The 15,520-nt window shown below is 67.4% G+C and carries 16 protein-coding genes; 9 read left to right on the forward strand and 7 right to left on the reverse strand.

Translation table 11 applies throughout. The features are described from left to right. Window positions 1-9: 9 nt before the first annotated feature. Window positions 10-1,455 carry a glucose-6-phosphate dehydrogenase gene (gene zwf / locus CDN99_RS25965; protein ID WP_088388302.1) on the reverse strand — a complete coding sequence of 482 codons (1,446 nt, stop codon included), beginning with the start codon at window positions 1,453-1,455 and terminating at the stop codon, window positions 10-12. Between the two features lie 262 nt (window positions 1,456-1,717). Here zwf and tal point away from each other — a divergent pair, with 262 nt between their 5' ends. From tal to CDN99_RS25980, 3 genes are read left to right on the forward strand one after another with little or no spacing between them, the layout of a single operon-like run. After that, complete coding sequence (gene tal, locus CDN99_RS25970; RefSeq protein ID WP_088388304.1) at window positions 1,718-2,668, forward strand: transaldolase; 951 nt, start codon at window positions 1,718-1,720, stop codon at window positions 2,666-2,668. Continuing rightward, a complete protein-coding gene (pgi, locus tag CDN99_RS25975; RefSeq protein ID WP_088388306.1) occupies window positions 2,665-4,293 on the forward strand; it encodes a glucose-6-phosphate isomerase in 1,629 nt (542 codons plus the stop codon). The genes tal and pgi overlap by 4 nt, the downstream gene beginning before the upstream one ends. 13 nt (window positions 4,294-4,306) lie before the next feature. Further along, window positions 4,307-4,927: an HAD family hydrolase gene (locus tag CDN99_RS25980; RefSeq protein WP_088388308.1), complete on the forward strand. Its 621-nt coding sequence runs from the start codon at window positions 4,307-4,309 to the stop codon at window positions 4,925-4,927. A gap of 208 nt (window positions 4,928-5,135) precedes the next feature. Here CDN99_RS25980 and CDN99_RS25985 read toward each other — a convergent pair whose 3' ends face one another. The 6 genes from CDN99_RS25985 to pilB form a co-directional block, all read right to left on the reverse strand. Beyond that, window positions 5,136-5,348 (reverse strand): DNA gyrase inhibitor YacG, encoded by a 213-nt coding sequence (locus tag CDN99_RS25985; RefSeq protein ID WP_088388310.1) that lies wholly within the window; start codon window positions 5,346-5,348, stop codon window positions 5,136-5,138. Window positions 5,349-5,366: 18 nt separating this feature from the next. After that, window positions 5,367-6,122 (reverse strand): cell division protein ZapD, encoded by a 756-nt coding sequence (zapD, locus tag CDN99_RS25990; protein WP_088388312.1) that lies wholly within the window; start codon window positions 6,120-6,122, stop codon window positions 5,367-5,369. A gap of 77 nt (window positions 6,123-6,199) precedes the next feature. Continuing rightward, on the reverse strand, window positions 6,200-6,793 hold the full coding sequence (gene coaE, locus CDN99_RS25995; protein WP_088388314.1) for a dephospho-CoA kinase: 594 nt from the start codon (window positions 6,791-6,793) through the stop codon (window positions 6,200-6,202). Window positions 6,794-6,815: 22 nt separating this feature from the next. Then, window positions 6,816-7,757 carry a prepilin peptidase gene (locus CDN99_RS26000; protein WP_088388384.1) on the reverse strand — a complete coding sequence of 314 codons (942 nt, stop codon included), beginning with the start codon at window positions 7,755-7,757 and terminating at the stop codon, window positions 6,816-6,818. Between the two features lie 3 nt (window positions 7,758-7,760). Next, entirely contained in the window at window positions 7,761-8,996 is a 1,236-nt protein-coding gene (locus CDN99_RS26005; RefSeq protein WP_088388316.1) for a type II secretion system F family protein, read from the reverse strand. A gap of 130 nt (window positions 8,997-9,126) precedes the next feature. Beyond that, a complete protein-coding gene (gene pilB / locus CDN99_RS26010; RefSeq protein WP_088388318.1) occupies window positions 9,127-10,917 on the reverse strand; it encodes a type IV-A pilus assembly ATPase PilB in 1,791 nt (596 codons plus the stop codon). Window positions 10,918-11,400: 483 nt separating this feature from the next. Here pilB and CDN99_RS26015 point away from each other — a divergent pair, with 483 nt between their 5' ends. The 6 genes from CDN99_RS26015 (at window position 11,401) to CDN99_RS26040 (ending at window position 15,447) form a co-directional block, all read left to right on the forward strand. Then, entirely contained in the window at window positions 11,401-12,858 is a 1,458-nt protein-coding gene (locus tag CDN99_RS26015; protein WP_158218972.1) for a tyrosine-type recombinase/integrase, read from the forward strand. A gap of 49 nt (window positions 12,859-12,907) precedes the next feature. Next, on the forward strand, window positions 12,908-13,153 hold the full coding sequence (locus tag CDN99_RS26020) for an AbrB/MazE/SpoVT family DNA-binding domain-containing protein (RefSeq protein ID WP_375134467.1): 246 nt from the start codon (window positions 12,908-12,910) through the stop codon (window positions 13,151-13,153). A 1-nt stretch (window position 13,154) separates the two neighbouring features. After that, on the forward strand, window positions 13,155-13,589 hold the full coding sequence (locus CDN99_RS26025) for a type II toxin-antitoxin system VapC family toxin (RefSeq protein WP_088388322.1): 435 nt from the start codon (window positions 13,155-13,157) through the stop codon (window positions 13,587-13,589). A 99-nt stretch (window positions 13,590-13,688) separates the two neighbouring features. Next, window positions 13,689-14,075, forward strand: a complete 387-nt coding sequence (locus CDN99_RS26030) for a S24/S26 family peptidase (RefSeq protein ID WP_088388324.1) — start codon at window positions 13,689-13,691, stop codon at window positions 14,073-14,075. Window positions 14,076-14,077: 2 nt separating this feature from the next. Then, the gene (locus CDN99_RS26035) at window positions 14,078-14,611 is read left to right on the forward strand and encodes an HNH endonuclease (protein ID WP_088388326.1); all 534 of its coding nucleotides are present in this window, start codon (window positions 14,078-14,080) and stop codon (window positions 14,609-14,611) included. After that, the gene (locus CDN99_RS26040; RefSeq protein WP_088388328.1) at window positions 14,611-15,447 is read left to right on the forward strand and encodes a hypothetical protein; all 837 of its coding nucleotides are present in this window, start codon (window positions 14,611-14,613) and stop codon (window positions 15,445-15,447) included. The genes CDN99_RS26035 and CDN99_RS26040 overlap by 1 nt, the downstream gene beginning before the upstream one ends. The last annotated feature ends 73 nt before the right edge of the window (window positions 15,448-15,520 follow it).

A 15,520-nucleotide genomic window follows, 5' to 3' on the forward strand; every position in this document is an offset into this window, starting at 1 on the left:
CTCATCGCGTCAGCACTCCTCGATCCAGGAATGGCCGTCGCGCGCCACCAGCGCGCTGGCCGCGGGCGGGCCCCAGGTACCGGCGACATAGTTGCGCGGGCCGGTGCTGTCCTGCTTCCAGAAGTCGAGGATGGGCTCGACCCACTTCCAGGCCTGCTCCTGCTCGTCGCTGCGGACGAACAGGTTGAGCTTGCCGGCGATCGCGTCCAGCAGCAGGCGCTCGTAGGCGCCGACGCGGTCGGCGGCGAAGGCCTTGTCGAAGTCCAGGTCCAGGGACACCGGGGACAGCGCCTCGGTGCTGGAGCCGCCCTTGGCCGCCATCAGTTGCAGCTCCAGGCCGTCCTCGGGCTGCAGCTTGATGATGAGCCGGTTCGGGCAACTGCTGCCCGGGAAGATCGGGTGCGGCACCGGGCGGAAGTTGATGACGATCTGCGCGTCGCGCGCCGCGAGGCGCTTGCCCGTGCGCAGGTAGAAGGGCACGCCGGCCCAGCGCCAGTTCTGCACCTCGGTGCGCAGCGCGACGAAGGTTTCGGTCTGGCTGCCGGCGGGGATCTTGCCCTCGTCCAGATAACCGGGCACCGGCTTGCCCTCGATGTTGCCGGCGCGGTACTGGCCGCGCACCACGTCGCGGGCGACGCTCTCGGCGGTGAAGGGCTTGAGCGCGCGCAGCACCTTGAGCTTCTCGTCGCGGATCGCGTCGGCGTCGTTGCTCGAGGGCGCCTCCATCGCGATCATCGTCAGCAACTGCAGCGCATGGTTCTGGATCATGTCGCGCAGCGCGCCGGTGCCGTCGTAGAACGGACCGCGGGTGCCGACGCCCAGGCCTTCGGCCAGCGTGATCTGGATGTTGGCGATGCTCTCGCGGCGCCACAGCGGCTCGAACAGCGCATTGCCGAAGCGCAGCGCCATCAGGTTCTGCACCGACGGCTTGCCCAGGTAGTGGTCGATGCGGAAGGCCTGCGTCTCGGCGAAGACCGAGCGCACCACCTTGTTGATCTCCTGCGCGCTGGCCAGGTCGTGACCCAGCGGCTTCTCCAGCACCACGCGCACCTTCGGACCATTGAGGCCGGCCTCGCCGAGCTGCTGGCAGATCTGCGTGAACAGGTGGGGGCTGGTGGCCAGGTACAGCACGACGGTGTCCGCGTTGCGCTCGCCCAGCCATTCCTTGAGCCGCGCGTAATGCTCCGGCTGCGACAGGTCCATGCGGCGGTAATGCACCAGGGACGCGAAGCGCTCGAACTCCTCGTCGTTCGGCCGCTTGCCGGCCTCGACCTCGCGGAAGCGCTCCTTCAGCCACTCGCGGTAGCGCTCGTCGGTCTGCTCGTCGCGGGCGACGGCCAGGATGCGGCCGCCCTCGGGCAGCTTGCCGTGGCGAAACGCCTGGAACAGCGCGGGCATCAGCTTGCGCCAGGTCAAATCACCAGTACCACCAAAGAACACGAGATCGAAGGACATGGGCGCGGCGCTCCGTCGAGGAGCGAAGGAAGTTGGCTGACGTCTTGATGTAACGAAGTTACCGGATTTATGATGCCCCAGTTTCTTAGGGCGGTCAACGTGCGCCGGAACTCGCGTCAGCACCGGTTCTAATACGGACACACGGGTCTGCCCCTTGGGGAAGGCCTGCACGACTCGCCGGCGAGACATGCAGACCTTCACTGGGCAAAGCCGATGCCTTCTTCGATTCATTCCCCTCGACGCCCCTCCGGCCCCAGCTCTCATGAACCAGCTCGACCAACTCAAGGCCTTCACCACCGTGGTGGCCGACACCGGCAACTTCAAGCAACTGGCGCAGTTCACGCCGCGTGACGCGACGACCAATCCGTCGCTGATCCTCAAGGCCGTCCAGTCCCCGGACTACGCCCACCTGCTCGAAGACACCGTCGCCGCCAACAAGACCGAAGCGCTGGACCTGATCGTTGACAAGGTGCTGGTGGCCTTCGGCCTGGAGATCCTCAAGGTGGTGCCGGGCCGCGTGTCGACCGAGGTCGACGCCCGCCTGAGCTTCGACACCGTCGCCACGCTGGCGCGCGCGCGCCGCCTGATGAAGCTCTATGAGGACGCCGGCATCGGCCGCGAGCGCGTGCTGATCAAGATCGCCTCGACCTGGGAAGGCATCCAGGCCGCCCGCGAGCTGGAGCGCGAAGGCATCCACACCAACCTGACGCTGCTGTTCTCGTTCTGCCAGGCGGTGGCCTGCGGCGAGAACGGCATTCAGCTGATCTCGCCCTTCGTCGGCCGCATCTACGACTGGTACAAGAAGTCCGCCGGCTCGACCTGGGACGAGGCCGCCAGCGCCGGCGTCAACGACCCGGGCGTGAAGTCGGTCGCCGCGATCTACAACTACTTCAAGAAGCACGGCATCGCCACCGAGGTGATGGGCGCGAGCTTCCGCAATGTCGGCCAGATCCGGGCGCTCGCCGGCTGCGACCTGCTGACGATCAGCCCCGACCTGCTGGCGCAACTGCAAGGCGACGAGGCGCCGCTGGCCCGCGCGCTCGACGCCGATGCCGCCCGGGCATCCGACCTGCCCAAGGTGTCGTTCAACGAGGCGGCCTTCCGCTTCGCCCTCAACCAGGACGCCATGGCCACCGAGAAGCTGGCCGAAGGCATCCGACAGTTCGCCGCTGACGCCGGCAAGCTGGACCAGATGATCGAAAGCCTGCGATGACCGAGTTCCCGCGTTGCGACCGCAGCCCGACCTGGGCTGCCCTGCAAACCCATTTCCAGCAGGCCGGCCGGACCTTCGACGTCCGCCAGGCCTTCGCCACCGAGCCGGACCGTTTCGCGTCGTGGTCGGTGCAGGCGCCGGAAGTCTTCGCGGACCTCTCGAAGAACCGCATCGACGCGCGCGCGCTGGAACTGCTGCTGGCCCTGGCTTCCGACGTGAAGCTGGAGGCGCAACGCGAGGCCCTCTTCAACGGCGATCCGATCAACGCGACCGAAGGCCGCGCGGTGCTGCACACGGCGCTGCGCGCGCCGGCCGGGCTGGCGCCGTTCAGCCATGAGGTGCAGGCGGCGCTCGACCACATGCTGGTCTTCGCCGACGCCGTGCGCGACCACGCCACCAGCGGCATCACCGATGTCGTGCACATCGGCATCGGCGGCTCCGACCTCGGCCCGGCGATGGTCGTGCAGGCGCTGCAGTCCTACGTGCCGGCGGGGTTGACGCTGCATTTCGTCTCCAACGTCGACGGGCATGACCTGGCGCCGGTGCTGCGCGACCTGGATCCGGCGACGACGCAGTTCGTCATCGCCTCCAAGACCTTCACGACGCAGGAGACGTTGGCCAATGCCCGGGCCGCGAAGGCGTGGTTCCTGCAGCAGGGCGGCACGGACGTCGCCCGGCATTTCGCCGCCACGACCAGCAATGCGAAGGCGGCGGCGGAGTTCGGCATCGACACGACCTTCGGGTTCTGGGACTGGGTCGGCGGGCGCTACTCGTTGTGGTCGGTGATCGGGCTGCCGATCGCGATCGCGGTGGGGTCCGCCAACTTCCGCGCGCTGCTGGCCGGCGCGCACGCGATGGACCAGCACTTCCGCACCGCGCCGCACGCGCGGAACCTGCCGGTGCTGCTGGGGTTGCTGGACGTCTGGTACCGCAACTTCCATGGCTTCACCAGCCGCTCGGTGGCACCGTACCACCAGGGCCTGCGCCGGCTGCCGGCCTACCTGCAGCAACTGGAGATGGAGAGCAACGGCAAGGGCGTCGATCGCGAAGGCCTGCCGCTGAGCTACGGCACCAGCCCGGTCGTCTGGGGCGAGGCGGGCACGAACGGCCAGCACGCCTACTTCCAGATGCTGCACCAGGGCACCGACGTGATCCCGGTGGAGTTCATCGCGGTGAAGTCGCCCAACTACGGCGACCATGTCGGCGGAGCGCTTCTGGACAATCTCAAGGACCAGCACGTGAAGCTGCTGGCCAACTGCCTCGCGCAATCGCAGGCGCTGATGCAGGGCAAGACGGCGCAGGCGGCGCGGACCGAGTCGGCCCCCACGGCCTCCAAGGAGCTCGATCCCGACGTGCTGGCCCGCCATCGCAGCTTCCCGGGCAACCGGCCGAGCACGACGCTGGTGCTGGACGCGCTGACGCCGTCGGCCTTGGGCGCGCTGATCGCGCTGTACGAGCATCGAGTCTTCGTCAGCGGCGCCGTGTGGAACATCAACAGCTTCGACCAGTGGGGCGTGGAGCTGGGCAAGGCGCTGTGCAACGGCCTGCTGCCGCGCATGAGCAGCGGCGACGTGGACGGTCTCGATGGCTCGACCGCCGGGCTGCTGGCGAAGCTGCGGGCTTGAGGGACGGGGTCGGATGAAGATCGTGTTCGACTTCGGTGGGGTGCTGTTCCGCTGGCACCCGCCCAGCTTCCTCGCGCGCGTCTGGCCCCATCGGGCCGCTGACGAGACCGCCGGCGCGGCGATTGCCAAGGACTTCTTCCAGGCCTACACCGGCGACTGGGGCGCGTTCGACCAAGGCCTGGCCGACGCGCCGACCACGGCCGATCGCATCGCGCAGCGTACCGGGTGGCCGCGCGAGGAGATCGTCGCCGTGATGGACGCCGTGCCGTCCGAGCTGGCGCTGATCGACGGTACCGCGGCGCTGATCCGCGAGCTCAAGGCGCAGGGGCACACGCTGCACTTCCTGTCCAACATGCCCGAGCCTTACGCCGATCACCTGGAGCAACATCACCCGCTGCACGAGTGGTTCGTGTCGGGGGTGTTCTCGGGGCGGGTCAAGCAGTCGAAGCCGGCGCGGGAGATCTTCGATCTCGCGCTGGAACATTTCGATGCGGAGGCGTCGGAGGTGCTGTTCCTCGATGACTACCCGCCCAACATCGAGGCGGCGACGGCCTTGGGGTGGAATGCCTGGCTGTTCACGACGCCGGAAACGGCACGGGTCGAGCTGGTGAGGCGGGGGTTGTTGCCAGGCTGAGTTGGCTCTCCCGCCTGCCTCGACCGAGCACGATCAGACCAACCGGGGGGCCTTTTGCTCCATGTCCCCCTTCGTCAGCCTGCCGGCTGCCGAATTCCTCCTAATACTTGCGCAAAAGCCCCCCCCGGTCGGTCTGATCCGACGCGCAGCGCATGGTGGCGTCGCGGGGGCTGCGGGGGCGTGAGCGCGCGTGGGCGTGGGCCTGGGCCTACTTGTCGGCTTCGTCTTCGTCCACCGTCGTCGGCGGCGCCGCGACCCGGAACGACTCGTCGGACCAGTGGCCCAGGTCGATCATTCGGCAGCGCTCGCTGCAGAAGGGGCGCCAGGTGTTGCTCGGCGCGAAGATGCTGTCCCCGCCACAGGTGGGGCAGCGCACGATGCGAGGCGCGCCAGCCGGCGCGGCGGATGTCTTGTCGGTCATGTCCGGAACTTCAGGATCTCAGGAGCAGAGGGTCAGCTCGAAAGTGGCGTCGACCGGCGCCGGCTTCAAGCGGCCCTCGTCGTCCTGTCGCATCAGGCGGATCGAGACCATCAGCCGGTGGCCGCTGATCTCGGGCACCAGGCCCAGGCTCGGATCGATGCGCATGCGCAGCAGTTGGAAGCTGCGGCCCGGCGGCAGGCTTTGCTGGTACTGGCCCGCGTGCGCCGCGACCTTGTGCGGTGAGCCGCTGTCGCGCAGCAGCCCGAGCAGGACGTTCAGCGCCTCGGCCAGCGGCATCAGCGTCTGCGCCCACTGCATCAGGTCGTTGCGGCGTCGCACCGGCAGCAGCTGCTGCCAGGAGTAGTAGGCGGGCAGGTCGAACTCGCAGGTGCCGCCCGGGATCGAGATGCGGCTGCGGATGCTCATCAGCCATTCGTTGCCGGTCAGGATCTGACCCGCCTTGCCTGGCAGCTGGTTGAGCTTGTTGAAGGCCACGTCGATGCGCCCCACCACCTCGTCCAGCACCGCTTCCGAAACGGCCGGGTTGCCGCGGTAGCTGTTGAACTGCGTGCGGTGCCGCTCGAGCTCCTTCAGCAGATCGGACTTCAGATCGGCCCGCGACGCCACATCCATCACTTCGAAGATGGTCGCGAGCGCGAAATGATGGTCGAGCGCGGTGTCGCGCGCCATCAGCTGACCCAGCCGATCGAACAGATGCTCCAGCCTGAGCATCGTGCGAATGCTCTCGTTGAACGGGTATTCGTAGAGGACCAAGGTCGACCATCCCTTTGCGACAAGGGGCCATTGTTCCACAGCACCGCGCGGCATCACCCCGACCGGGCAAGGGGTGGTCAGAACAGGGGACTGCGTAGCAGTGCGTCGACCTCGTCCTGCAGGCGGTCCAGCGTGATGCCGTCGTTGTAGATCACGGCGTCGGCGGCGGCGCGGCGCTGAGTGCGCGTCGCCTGTTGCGCGAGGATGGCTCGCACCGCGTCCGCCGTCAGCCCGGAGCGGGCGATGACGCGATCGACCTGCGTCGTTTCGCGGCAGTCGACGACGATGACGCGGTCGACCTGCCGGCGCCAGCGGCCGGATTCGACCAGCAGCGGCACGTCGAAGACGATGCGTTGCCCCGGCGCCGCGAGCGCCGCCTGACGCGCGGTCTCGTCGCCGATCATGGGGTGAAGGATGGCTTCCAGCGCCAGACGTGCCGCCGGATCCTGGAAGGCCAGCGCACGCATCGCGGCGCGGTCGAGGGAGCCATCAGCGGTGACGAACGCCGCGCCGAACTTCGCCTGGATCGCCGGCATCGCGCCGCCGCCGGGCAAGGTCAGCGCGCGCGAAATCGCGTCGGTGTCCACCAGCAACGCGCCGCCCCGCGCGACCAGGGCCCGCGCGACCGTGCTTTTGCCGCTGCCGATGCCGCCGGTCAGTCCGATGCGCATGGGGAAGACGCCCGCGCGGCGCTCAGTGCGCCTGCAGGCCCAGCCAGACGGCGACCTGCGCCGGACCGATCAGCAGCGTCGCCAATCCGCCGCCGGCCAGGAACGGGCCGAAGGGCACGTAGCGGCCTTCGCGCAAGGCACCGCGCAGCTTCAGCGCGATGCCCACCACCGCGCCGAGCAACGAGGCGCTCAGCGCGACCGGCAGCACCATCTGCCACCCCAGCCAGGCGCCGAGCGCGGCCAGCAGCTTGAAGTCGCCGTAGCCCATGCCCTCCTTGCCGGTGGCCAGCTTGAAGACCCAGTAGATCGACCACAACGACAGATAACCGGCGACCGCGCCGATCAGCGCGTCTTGCAGCGCCACCGGGATCCAGCCTGCGCCCGCCGCGACCAGCCCGGCCCACAGCAGCGGCTGGTTGATGCTGTCAGGCAGCAAGGTGGTGTCCCAGTCGATGCCCGCCAGCGCCACCAGTGCCGCCGCGAAGCCGCAATACAGCAGTGCCGCGGGCTGCGCGCCCACGCGCCACGCGATGCCGAAGAACAGTGCGCCGGTGAGCAGCTCGACGATCGGATAACGCGCCGAGATCGGCGCTTGGCAAGAGGCGCACCGGCCGCGCAGCCGCAGCCAGCCGATCAGGGGCAGGTTCTCATGCCAGCGCAGCTGATGGCCGCAGTGCGGGCATCGCGACGCGGGACGCACGAGCGTCAGCGCGGGCAGCCGGTCGACCGCCTCGCGCAGCGGCACCGCCGACGTGGACAGGCTGCGCGCCTGCGCCTCGTCGAGCGTGGCGTGTTGGCGCAGATCGTCCTCGATCGACAGTTGCTCGGCGCAGTCGGACAGCCACTGCCGTTGCATCATCACCGGCAGCCGGTAGATGACGACGTTCAAGAAGCTGCCGACGCACAGGCCGATCAGACCGAGGAACCAGGGCGAGAGCAGGGTCTGCTGCAGGTCCGGATCCAGCACTCAGACCACCGCGCCCAGCTTGAAGATCGGCAGGTACATCGAGATCACGATGCCGCCGATGATCGTGCCCAGGAACACGATGATGATCGGCTCCATCAGGCTGGACAGCGCCTTGACGGCATCGTCCACCTCTTCCTCGTAGAAGTCCGCCGCCTTGCCCAGCATGTGGTCCAGCGAGCCGGACTCCTCGCCGATCGACGACATCTGCAGCACCATGATCGGGAAGATGCCGGTGGTCTGCATCGACGTGGTCAGCGACGCGCCGGTGGACACGTCGCGCTGGATCTTCTCGGTCGCCTCGGCGAACACGGCATTGCCGGAGGCGCCGCCCACCGAGTCCAGCGCTTCCACCAGCGGAACGCCGGCCGCGAACATCGTTGCCAGCGTGCGCGTCCAGCGCGCCACCGCGGACTTGTAGATCAACTGGCCGAAGACCGGGATCTTCAGCAGCAGGCGGTCCATGAACTTCTGCATCTTCTCGGAGCGCTTCCAGCTCTGGAAGAAGAAGTAGAGCCCGCCGCCGATGACGCTGAAGATCAGCCACCAGTACGCGACGAAGATCTCCGACATCGCCATCACGAACAGCGTCGGGGCCGGCAGCTCCGCGCCGAAGGACTTGAACACGTCCTTGAAGGCCGGAATCACGAAGATCATGATCACGGCCGTCACCACGAAGGCCACGACCAGCACCGCGATCGGGTAGGTCAGCGCCGACTTGATCTTGCCCTTCAGCGCGACCGTCTTCTCCTGGTAGATGGCCAGCCGGTCCAGCAGCGCTTCCAGGATGCCGCCCGACTCGCCGGCCTCGACGAGATTGCAGTACAGCCCGTCGAAGTACAGCGGATGCTTGCGGAACGCGGCCGACAGGGAGGTGCCGGTCTCGACGTCCTGACGGATGTCGTTCAGCAGCTTTGTCAGCCGGGGGTTGGGGCTGCCGCGCGCGACGATGTCGAACGCCTGCAGCAAGGGCACGCCGGCGCGCATCATCGTGGCGAGCTGCCGCGTGAAGACCGAGATGTCCTTCTGCTTGATCGACTTGCCGCCGGTGCCGCGGCGCTTCTTGACCTTGGTGACCAGGATGCCCTGGCGACGCAAGGAGGCGCTGATGACGGCCTCGCCGCCCGCGCGCATTTCACCGCGAACGATCTTGCCGTTGCGGTCCTTGCCTTCCCACTCGAAGATGAATTCCTTGATGCCCTTGCCGGCGCCCTTGGCGCTTGCGGTGGTCGTCGCCATATCACCTCCTGCCGTCGCGCCAGGCGACTGGCGCTCCCAATGTCTTTGACTAGCTCTTCGATCGGTCCTGGCCGCCCGACCCGGACATGCGAACGCGGCGCTCGATGGCGCCGCGCTGCAATGTCCGCGGTCACTCGTTGGTGGCCGCCAGCACCTCTTCCAATGTGGTGACGCCCGCCCGGACCTTGACCAGCCCGGACTGTCGCAGATCCCGCACGCCTTCCGAGCGAGCCTGATGCGCAATGTCCACGGCCGTTCCCTCGGTCAGGATGATCCGCTGGATTGCCTCGCTGATGGGCATCACTTGGTAAAGACCGACACGTCCCCGATAACCATTGTTGCAACTTGAGCAGCCCACCGCGCGGTAGGCCTTCCAGGTGCCGTCCAGATCCGATTCCGCGTAACCCGCGCGCAGCAGCGCGTCGCGCGGATAGTCGGCCGGTGCCTTGCAGTTCTCGCACAGCCGACGCGCCAGGCGCTGCGCGGTGATCAGCAGCACGCTCGACGCGATGTTGAACGGCGCCACCCCCATGTTCAGCAGACGCGTCAACGTCGTCGGCGCATCGTTGGTGTGCAGCGTGGACATCACCATGTGGCCGGTCTGCGCGGCCTTGATGGCGATGTCGGCGGTTTCCAGGTCGCGGATCTCGCCGACCATGATGATGTCGGGATCCTGCCGCAGGAACGCCTTCAGCGCGGCCGAGAAGGTCAGCCCCGCCTTGTCGTTGACATTGACCTGGTTGATGCCCGGCAGGTTGATTTCCGCCGGGTCCTCGACGGTCGAGATGTTGGTCCCAGGTTGGTTCAGGATGTTCAGGCAGGTGTACAGCGACACCGTCTTGCCCGAGCCCGTCGGACCGGTCACCAGGATCATGCCGTAGGGGCGGTGGATGCAGGCGAGCAGCCGTTCCTTCTCGATCTTCTCGTAACCCAGCGCCTCGATGCCGAGCTTGGCGGACGACGGGTCCAGGATACGGATCACGATCTTCTCGCCGAACAGCGTCGGCAACGTCGAGACGCGGAAGTCGATCGCCTTGGACCCGAACTTCAGCTTCATCCGCCCGTCCTGCGGGACGCGGCGCTCGGAGATGTCCAGCCGCGAGATGACCTTGATGCGCGAGGACAGCTTGTCCTTGATCGCGATCGGCGGCTGCGTGATCTCGCGCAGCTCGCCGTCGATGCGGAAGCGGACGCGGTAGTGGTATTCGAAGGGCTCGAAGTGGAGGTCGGACGCCCGCATGTTGATGGCGTCGACCAGCATCTTCTGCAGGAAGCGGACCACCGGCGCGTCCTCGACGTCGCCCAGCTCCTGCGATTCTTCCGGCGGGGCGGGGGCCTCGTCGGCGATGTCGAAATCGAAGTCCTCGCCGGAGATCGCCTCGAGTGCTTCGGACGCGCTGGCGGCGGTCACGCCGAGCAGCTTCGCGAGCTTCTCGTACTCGACGATGATCCATTCAGGCGTCAGCTGCGTGGCGAACTTGATGCGCTCGACGACTTCCTGCTCGGTCGGATCGGCGCCGCCGATGAAGAGCCGGTTGCCGCGCCGGGCCAGCACCACGACCTGGTACTGCGCCGCCAGCTTGGCGTCGATGATGTTCTGCGGGAGCTTGTGGGCGTCGACTGCGTTCAGGTCCAGCAAGGGCAGCGCCAGCGCCTGCGACAGCGTGTGCGCGAGGTCCGTCGACGAGACCGCGCCGGAGGCCATCACCGCGTTGACGAAGCTGGTCTTTTTCTCGCGGGCCTGACGCACCAGGTCCTCGGCCGCCTGCGGCTTGAGCTTGCCGGCGTGCACGAGCACGCGGGCCACGCCGGACAGGGCGGACTGAGGGGGTTCGGCCAGGGTGGTGTCCACGGGGGATTGCGATGGGTTGGTCTTGCCGGGCTCCGGGATTGCCGGAACAGCCTTGCACTGTACCCCCATGACTGCTGGATGGACGGCAGGGCGGTCCCGGTGTTTCACCGAAGACAGACGCTTCGTGCAATTTCGGCCTTGGGCACTGGAAATTGAGCGCGAAATGTGGAAGAGCCACGTTCGGCGCCGAGGGAAGCTCGCTGAGGGGCGGGGGCGGCCCTTGCTGGGGGCCGGCACGGTCCGTGGGCGCAATACCTGACCCCGTGGGTCGAGGGTGTGCCAGATCAGTCGCTGCGCACCGCCAGGCGCGAAAGACGCGCGCAAAGAAAAACGCCGCGAACCTTGCGATTCGCGGCGTCATCGATGTCCTGGTCGGGGTGAGAGGATTCGAACCTCCGGCCTCTACGTCCCGAACGAAGTGAGCAGATAGTTAACTGGCATTTCGCAAGTATTCGAACCGTTTATTTCTCCATGGTGGCGTTCGAATCTGGCTCTATGCAGCTTTCGGACTTTTACGCTAATCTGTTACCCGGGCGTTACCCAGGAGAGCAGATGGCCAAAGCGCTGGACTTCACGATCAGGCAGATTGAGGTGTTGCCGCCAGCCCCAGCGGGCGGTCGCGATGAGTACAAGGACACCAAGGTCCAGGGCCTGTACCTGCGCGTCACGGATAAGGGCGTGAAGACCTTCTCGTTCGTCGGCCGGCCCAAGGGCGGCGGCAAGCCGGAGCGCGAGACCTTCGGCAAGTTCCCCCTGGTCAAGCCGGAGGAGGCGCGGAACCGGGCGCGCGAGCTCGGTGGCCAGCTCGCGACGGGCAAGAGCGTCACGGCGGCGCGACGGGCCAGGAAGGGCGAGATGACCGTCGCCGAGCTGTGGGAGGCCTACTACGCCGACATCAAGGCCACCAACAAGTCCCCGGAGTCGACGAAGGAGGTCTGGGACTACTACGTCGAGCCGATGTGGGCTCGGCGGCGCCTGTCCGAGGTGGCGGCGGTCGATGTCGAGCGATGGCACCGGGCGTTGCCCGCCAAGATCATGCAGCGGCGCGCCGAGAAAGAGGCAGAGCGTGAGGCGGCCGCGCGGGCGAAGCGTGCCGAGATTGATGCGCGCCAGGCGATCCGGCGGCATGGGCCTGTGCCGAAGCTCAGGCCTGAAGTGGTGCGCAAGGCTGCGAAGCCCATCACCGGGAAGGGGAGCGCCAATAAGGCCCTCGAGCTGTTGCGGGCGATGTACTTCTTCGCCATGAACTCCATGCGGGCGTTCTTCCCTGGACCTAACCCTGCGTCCGGTCATCAGAAGTTCAAGCAGGTCGACCGCACTCGCTTCGTGCGCTCGGATGAGATGCAGGCCTTCTTCGAGGCGGTCGCCCAGGAGCCGAACGGCACGCTGCGCGATGCCATCCTGATCGCGCTGTTCACCGGCCAGCGCCGCGCCAACGTGGTTGGCATGCGGTGGGACGAACTGAACCTGGACCGGCGCGAGTGGACGATTGCCGGTGAGGTCATGAAGAACGGTGACCCTCACGTCGCACCGCTGACACCTGAGGCCGTCGAGATTCTGCGGGCACGCCGGGAGATGGCGGACCTTGCCGTCGCGGCGCGGCGCCAGGCCAAGGTGGTCCAGGCACCCTCGAAGGGCGAGCAGTTCGTGTTCCCGTCTGAGCGGAGCGAGTCTGGCCACATCACCGACTTCTCGTCGGCCTGGCGCCGGCTGCTCAAGACCACGGACTTGGATAACCTCATCCCGCACGACCTGCGCCGCACGAATGGCAGCTGGCAGGCCCGGATCGGCTCCTCGCTTCTGCTGATCGGCAAGTCGCTGGCGCATCGGACGTCGGAGGCGACCGAGATCTACGCCCAGCTCGACCTTGACCCCGTGCGGGCATCTGTCGAGACGGCGACGTCCGCCATGCTGGATGCGGCTGGCGTGAAGGTTGCCGCCAAGGTGATTCCGCTGCGCGCCGGCAAGGCGGTTAAGAAGGTGCCGGGTGGCAATGCTGGTGCCGCTTGACATCTCGCTCCCGTCGCGTAGTATGTAGAAACACGAAAGGATATACATCATGGACTTGCAAGTGGCGAAATGGGGCAACAGCCTGGCCCTGCGGATTCCGTCCGAGGTCGTGCGCCGGCTCGGCCTGCGCGAAGGAGCGACCGTCGAGGCGCAGCTCACCGTGGATGGCTCGCTGTCGATTCGGCCGGCGCAGTGGGATCGCAAGGCGTTCTCCCTGGAGCTGACCGAGGCGCGCAGCGTCATGCCGATGAGCGCACCGGTGATCGAAGAGATGCGCAGCGGTGCCCGGTACTGAGATGGTCTACGTCGACACCAGCGTGCTTGTGCCGCTGTTCCTGAACGAGCCGCACAGCGCGGCTGCTGCAGACTGGTACTCGCGCGAGAAGGGCGAGCTTGTTGCAGCGGCCTGGTGCATTCCGGAATTTGCGAGCGCCCTGGGCATCAAGCAGCGCACCGGCGCGATTGACGCGCAGCAGGCTCAAGGTGCCTGGGCGCGCTTCGAGCGCATGGTGGCTGCCGATCTCCGGCTGTTGCCGGTCGAGCCCGCGCACTTTCATCGCGCCGCCGAGCTGGTGCTGGATGCCGCGAGCGCGCTGCGCGCCGGCGACGCGCTCCACCTGGCATGCGCTGAAGCTGCGGGTGCGAAGCACATGGCCACGCTCGACGACGTCCTCGGCCGCAACGCCCAGCGCCTGAAGATCAAGCCGGTCGCGCTGCGCAGCTCGGCCTGACGGATACCGGCGCCTCAGCGGCCCTGAGGCAAAGCGGCCCCGGAAGCTGCGGGAACAGCAACCGAGGCCTGACCACAACCACCTGCTGAAGAGGTGACCATGGCTATCAAGAAGACTACCACCGCCGCGAACCGCGCCACTGCGCCGAATCGCACCGTCGAAACCTCCCAGGGCGGTCCGAACGCCTACGCGATGGAGGTGCTGGGCGACCAGCTCGCGCCGACTGTCACCGACGGGCAGTTCGCGATCTTCGACCCTGACGCGGGGCGGGCGCTCCGAGGCGAGGTCGTCGCACTGTGGGTCAAAGGCGAGACGAAGCCCTTCGTCGTGCGACTTGCCACCGCAGTTCCTCCGCTCGAGGTCCTGGAAACGGACGGCGCGCTCGGCGTTGAGACGCGCCCAGGTGCATGTCGCTTCCTCTCGATGGCGCGCGTCGCCCGCGTGGACCGGCTGGTCCAAACCGTTGATGCACCGCGGTTGCATTGATCATGAACGGCCTGCTCCAGCGTCCGATCATCGGCGGCGTCTTCGGGGCTGGCCGCTATGTGCTCGCGACCATTCCCTGCGTGATGCGGGGCCTGCACGCGGTGCGGTTCATGGTGATCGAGCCGGCCAGTGGGGCGGTGCTGAGCTTGGCCGACGACAAGGTCGGCGCGCTCGACGACGCGCGGGCTGCCATCCGGGCCAACACGCTGCTCGAGCTGCAGCGCGCGCAGCTTCAGGGGAACGATCCGCGCCAAGTGGAGTTGTGGCCTGGCGCACTCTTCGAGGAGCGCCCTGTCGTGGACCGGCACCGGCCGATCTCGAAGCGCCGGCGCGACATCTATGCGAAGTGCGGTGGACGCTGTCACTACTGCGACACGCCGCTGCAGCTGGACGGCATCTGGCACGTCGAGCACATGCTGCCGCGGGCCTTGGGCGGCGGTGATGACCCCGCGAACCTGGTTGCAGCCTGCGCGCCGTGCAACCTGACCAAGAGCGATCAAACCGCGGTTGAGTTCATCGTGAAGAGGCGCTCCTGATGGGCAAGCTGCTGGCGCTCAAAGAATGGGTCACCCTGGAGGATGCCGCGGCGCATCTCCAGCGTGAGCTCGAGGAAACGGTACGGCCGGCGGATGTGCTGCAGCTCGCGCTCGACGGTGCGCTGCGTGTGTCGGTCCGCTTTGCCAGCGGAGGAGCGCTGGCGCGCCTGGGGCAGACGCGAACGGCGGAGCTCGAGTTCGATGGTGTTGGTGCGCCGATCCTCGACCTCGGTGGGGAGCCGAAGGCGATCGACGGTCTTTGGGACCTCAGTTTGGCCGGCGAGGGGGCCATCGAGATCGAGCGACGCATGCAGCTGCTCCTGGGTGGCCCGACAGTGGAGAGCTTCAGCCCGGCCGGCCTCTTCCTGACAACACCGAATGAGTGCCTTTGGGCGGCCCTCGTCGAGCTCGACATTCGAGGTGTGGCGGTCGACCACTCCATTGAGGCTGAAGGCCCAAGGGGCGGCAAGCTACCGCTGGTGACTGTCGCGAGACGCTACTTCCCCCTGCACGAGTTGCCGGACGGAGCTGTGATCGTCGTGCGTCCTGCGGAGCTGACAGCGCTTATCCGGAGCCTGACCCTGTCTGCACCACCAGCGGCCGGCGCTGTCGTCGTGCCGATCCGTGCGGTGCCGGCTCAGCGCGCACAGGAGGAGGCGGTCCTGCAGAAGCTGCGCGACCTCGGCTTCGATCCGCTGAAGCTACCGAAGGCGCCGCCGGGCAAGGCGTCGGAAGCGAAGCAGGCGGTCCGGCACGCTATGGGTTACTCGGCTGACGTGCTGGACAAGGCCTGGAAACGGCTGCGCTCGGACGGCCATATCGTCGACGCTGGCTGATCGCAGAGGTGGATGCTCCACCCTGGGCCGCCACCCTGGGCCAAGTTGGCCCAAGGCCCAGGGTTGATTGGCC

It is taken from the genome of Roseateles aquatilis, assembly GCF_002205645.1.
GTDB lineage: Bacteria > Pseudomonadota > Gammaproteobacteria > Burkholderiales > Burkholderiaceae_C > Roseateles > Roseateles aquatilis.

What these genes read in the sequence shown, in the direction of transcription:
- zwf (WP_088388302.1), bottom strand. Translation starts at nt 1,455, where the DNA reads ATGTCCTTCGATCTCGTGTTCTTTGGTGGTACTGGTGATTTGACCTGG.
- tal (WP_088388304.1), top strand. Translation starts at nt 1,718, where the DNA reads ATGAACCAGCTCGACCAACTCAAGGCCTTCACCACCGTGGTGGCCGAC.
- pgi (WP_088388306.1), top strand. Translation starts at nt 2,665, where the DNA reads ATGACCGAGTTCCCGCGTTGCGACCGCAGCCCGACCTGGGCTGCCCTG.
- CDN99_RS25980 (WP_088388308.1), top strand. Translation starts at nt 4,307, where the DNA reads ATGAAGATCGTGTTCGACTTCGGTGGGGTGCTGTTCCGCTGGCACCCG.
- CDN99_RS25985 (WP_088388310.1), bottom strand. Translation starts at nt 5,348, where the DNA reads ATGACCGACAAGACATCCGCCGCGCCGGCTGGCGCGCCTCGCATCGTG.
- coaE (WP_088388314.1), bottom strand. Translation starts at nt 6,793, where the DNA reads ATGCGCATCGGACTGACCGGCGGCATCGGCAGCGGCAAAAGCACGGTC.
- CDN99_RS26005 (WP_088388316.1), bottom strand. Translation starts at nt 8,996, where the DNA reads ATGGCGACGACCACCGCAAGCGCCAAGGGCGCCGGCAAGGGCATCAAG.
- pilB (WP_088388318.1), bottom strand. Translation starts at nt 10,917, where the DNA reads ATGGGGGTACAGTGCAAGGCTGTTCCGGCAATCCCGGAGCCCGGCAAG.
- CDN99_RS26015 (WP_158218972.1), top strand. Translation starts at nt 11,401, where the DNA reads ATGGCCAAAGCGCTGGACTTCACGATCAGGCAGATTGAGGTGTTGCCG.
- CDN99_RS26020 (WP_375134467.1), top strand. Translation starts at nt 12,908, where the DNA reads ATGGACTTGCAAGTGGCGAAATGGGGCAACAGCCTGGCCCTGCGGATT.
- CDN99_RS26025 (WP_088388322.1), top strand. Translation starts at nt 13,155, where the DNA reads ATGGTCTACGTCGACACCAGCGTGCTTGTGCCGCTGTTCCTGAACGAG.
- CDN99_RS26030 (WP_088388324.1), top strand. Translation starts at nt 13,689, where the DNA reads ATGGCTATCAAGAAGACTACCACCGCCGCGAACCGCGCCACTGCGCCG.
- CDN99_RS26035 (WP_088388326.1), top strand. Translation starts at nt 14,078, where the DNA reads ATGAACGGCCTGCTCCAGCGTCCGATCATCGGCGGCGTCTTCGGGGCT.
- CDN99_RS26040 (WP_088388328.1), top strand. Translation starts at nt 14,611, where the DNA reads ATGGGCAAGCTGCTGGCGCTCAAAGAATGGGTCACCCTGGAGGATGCC.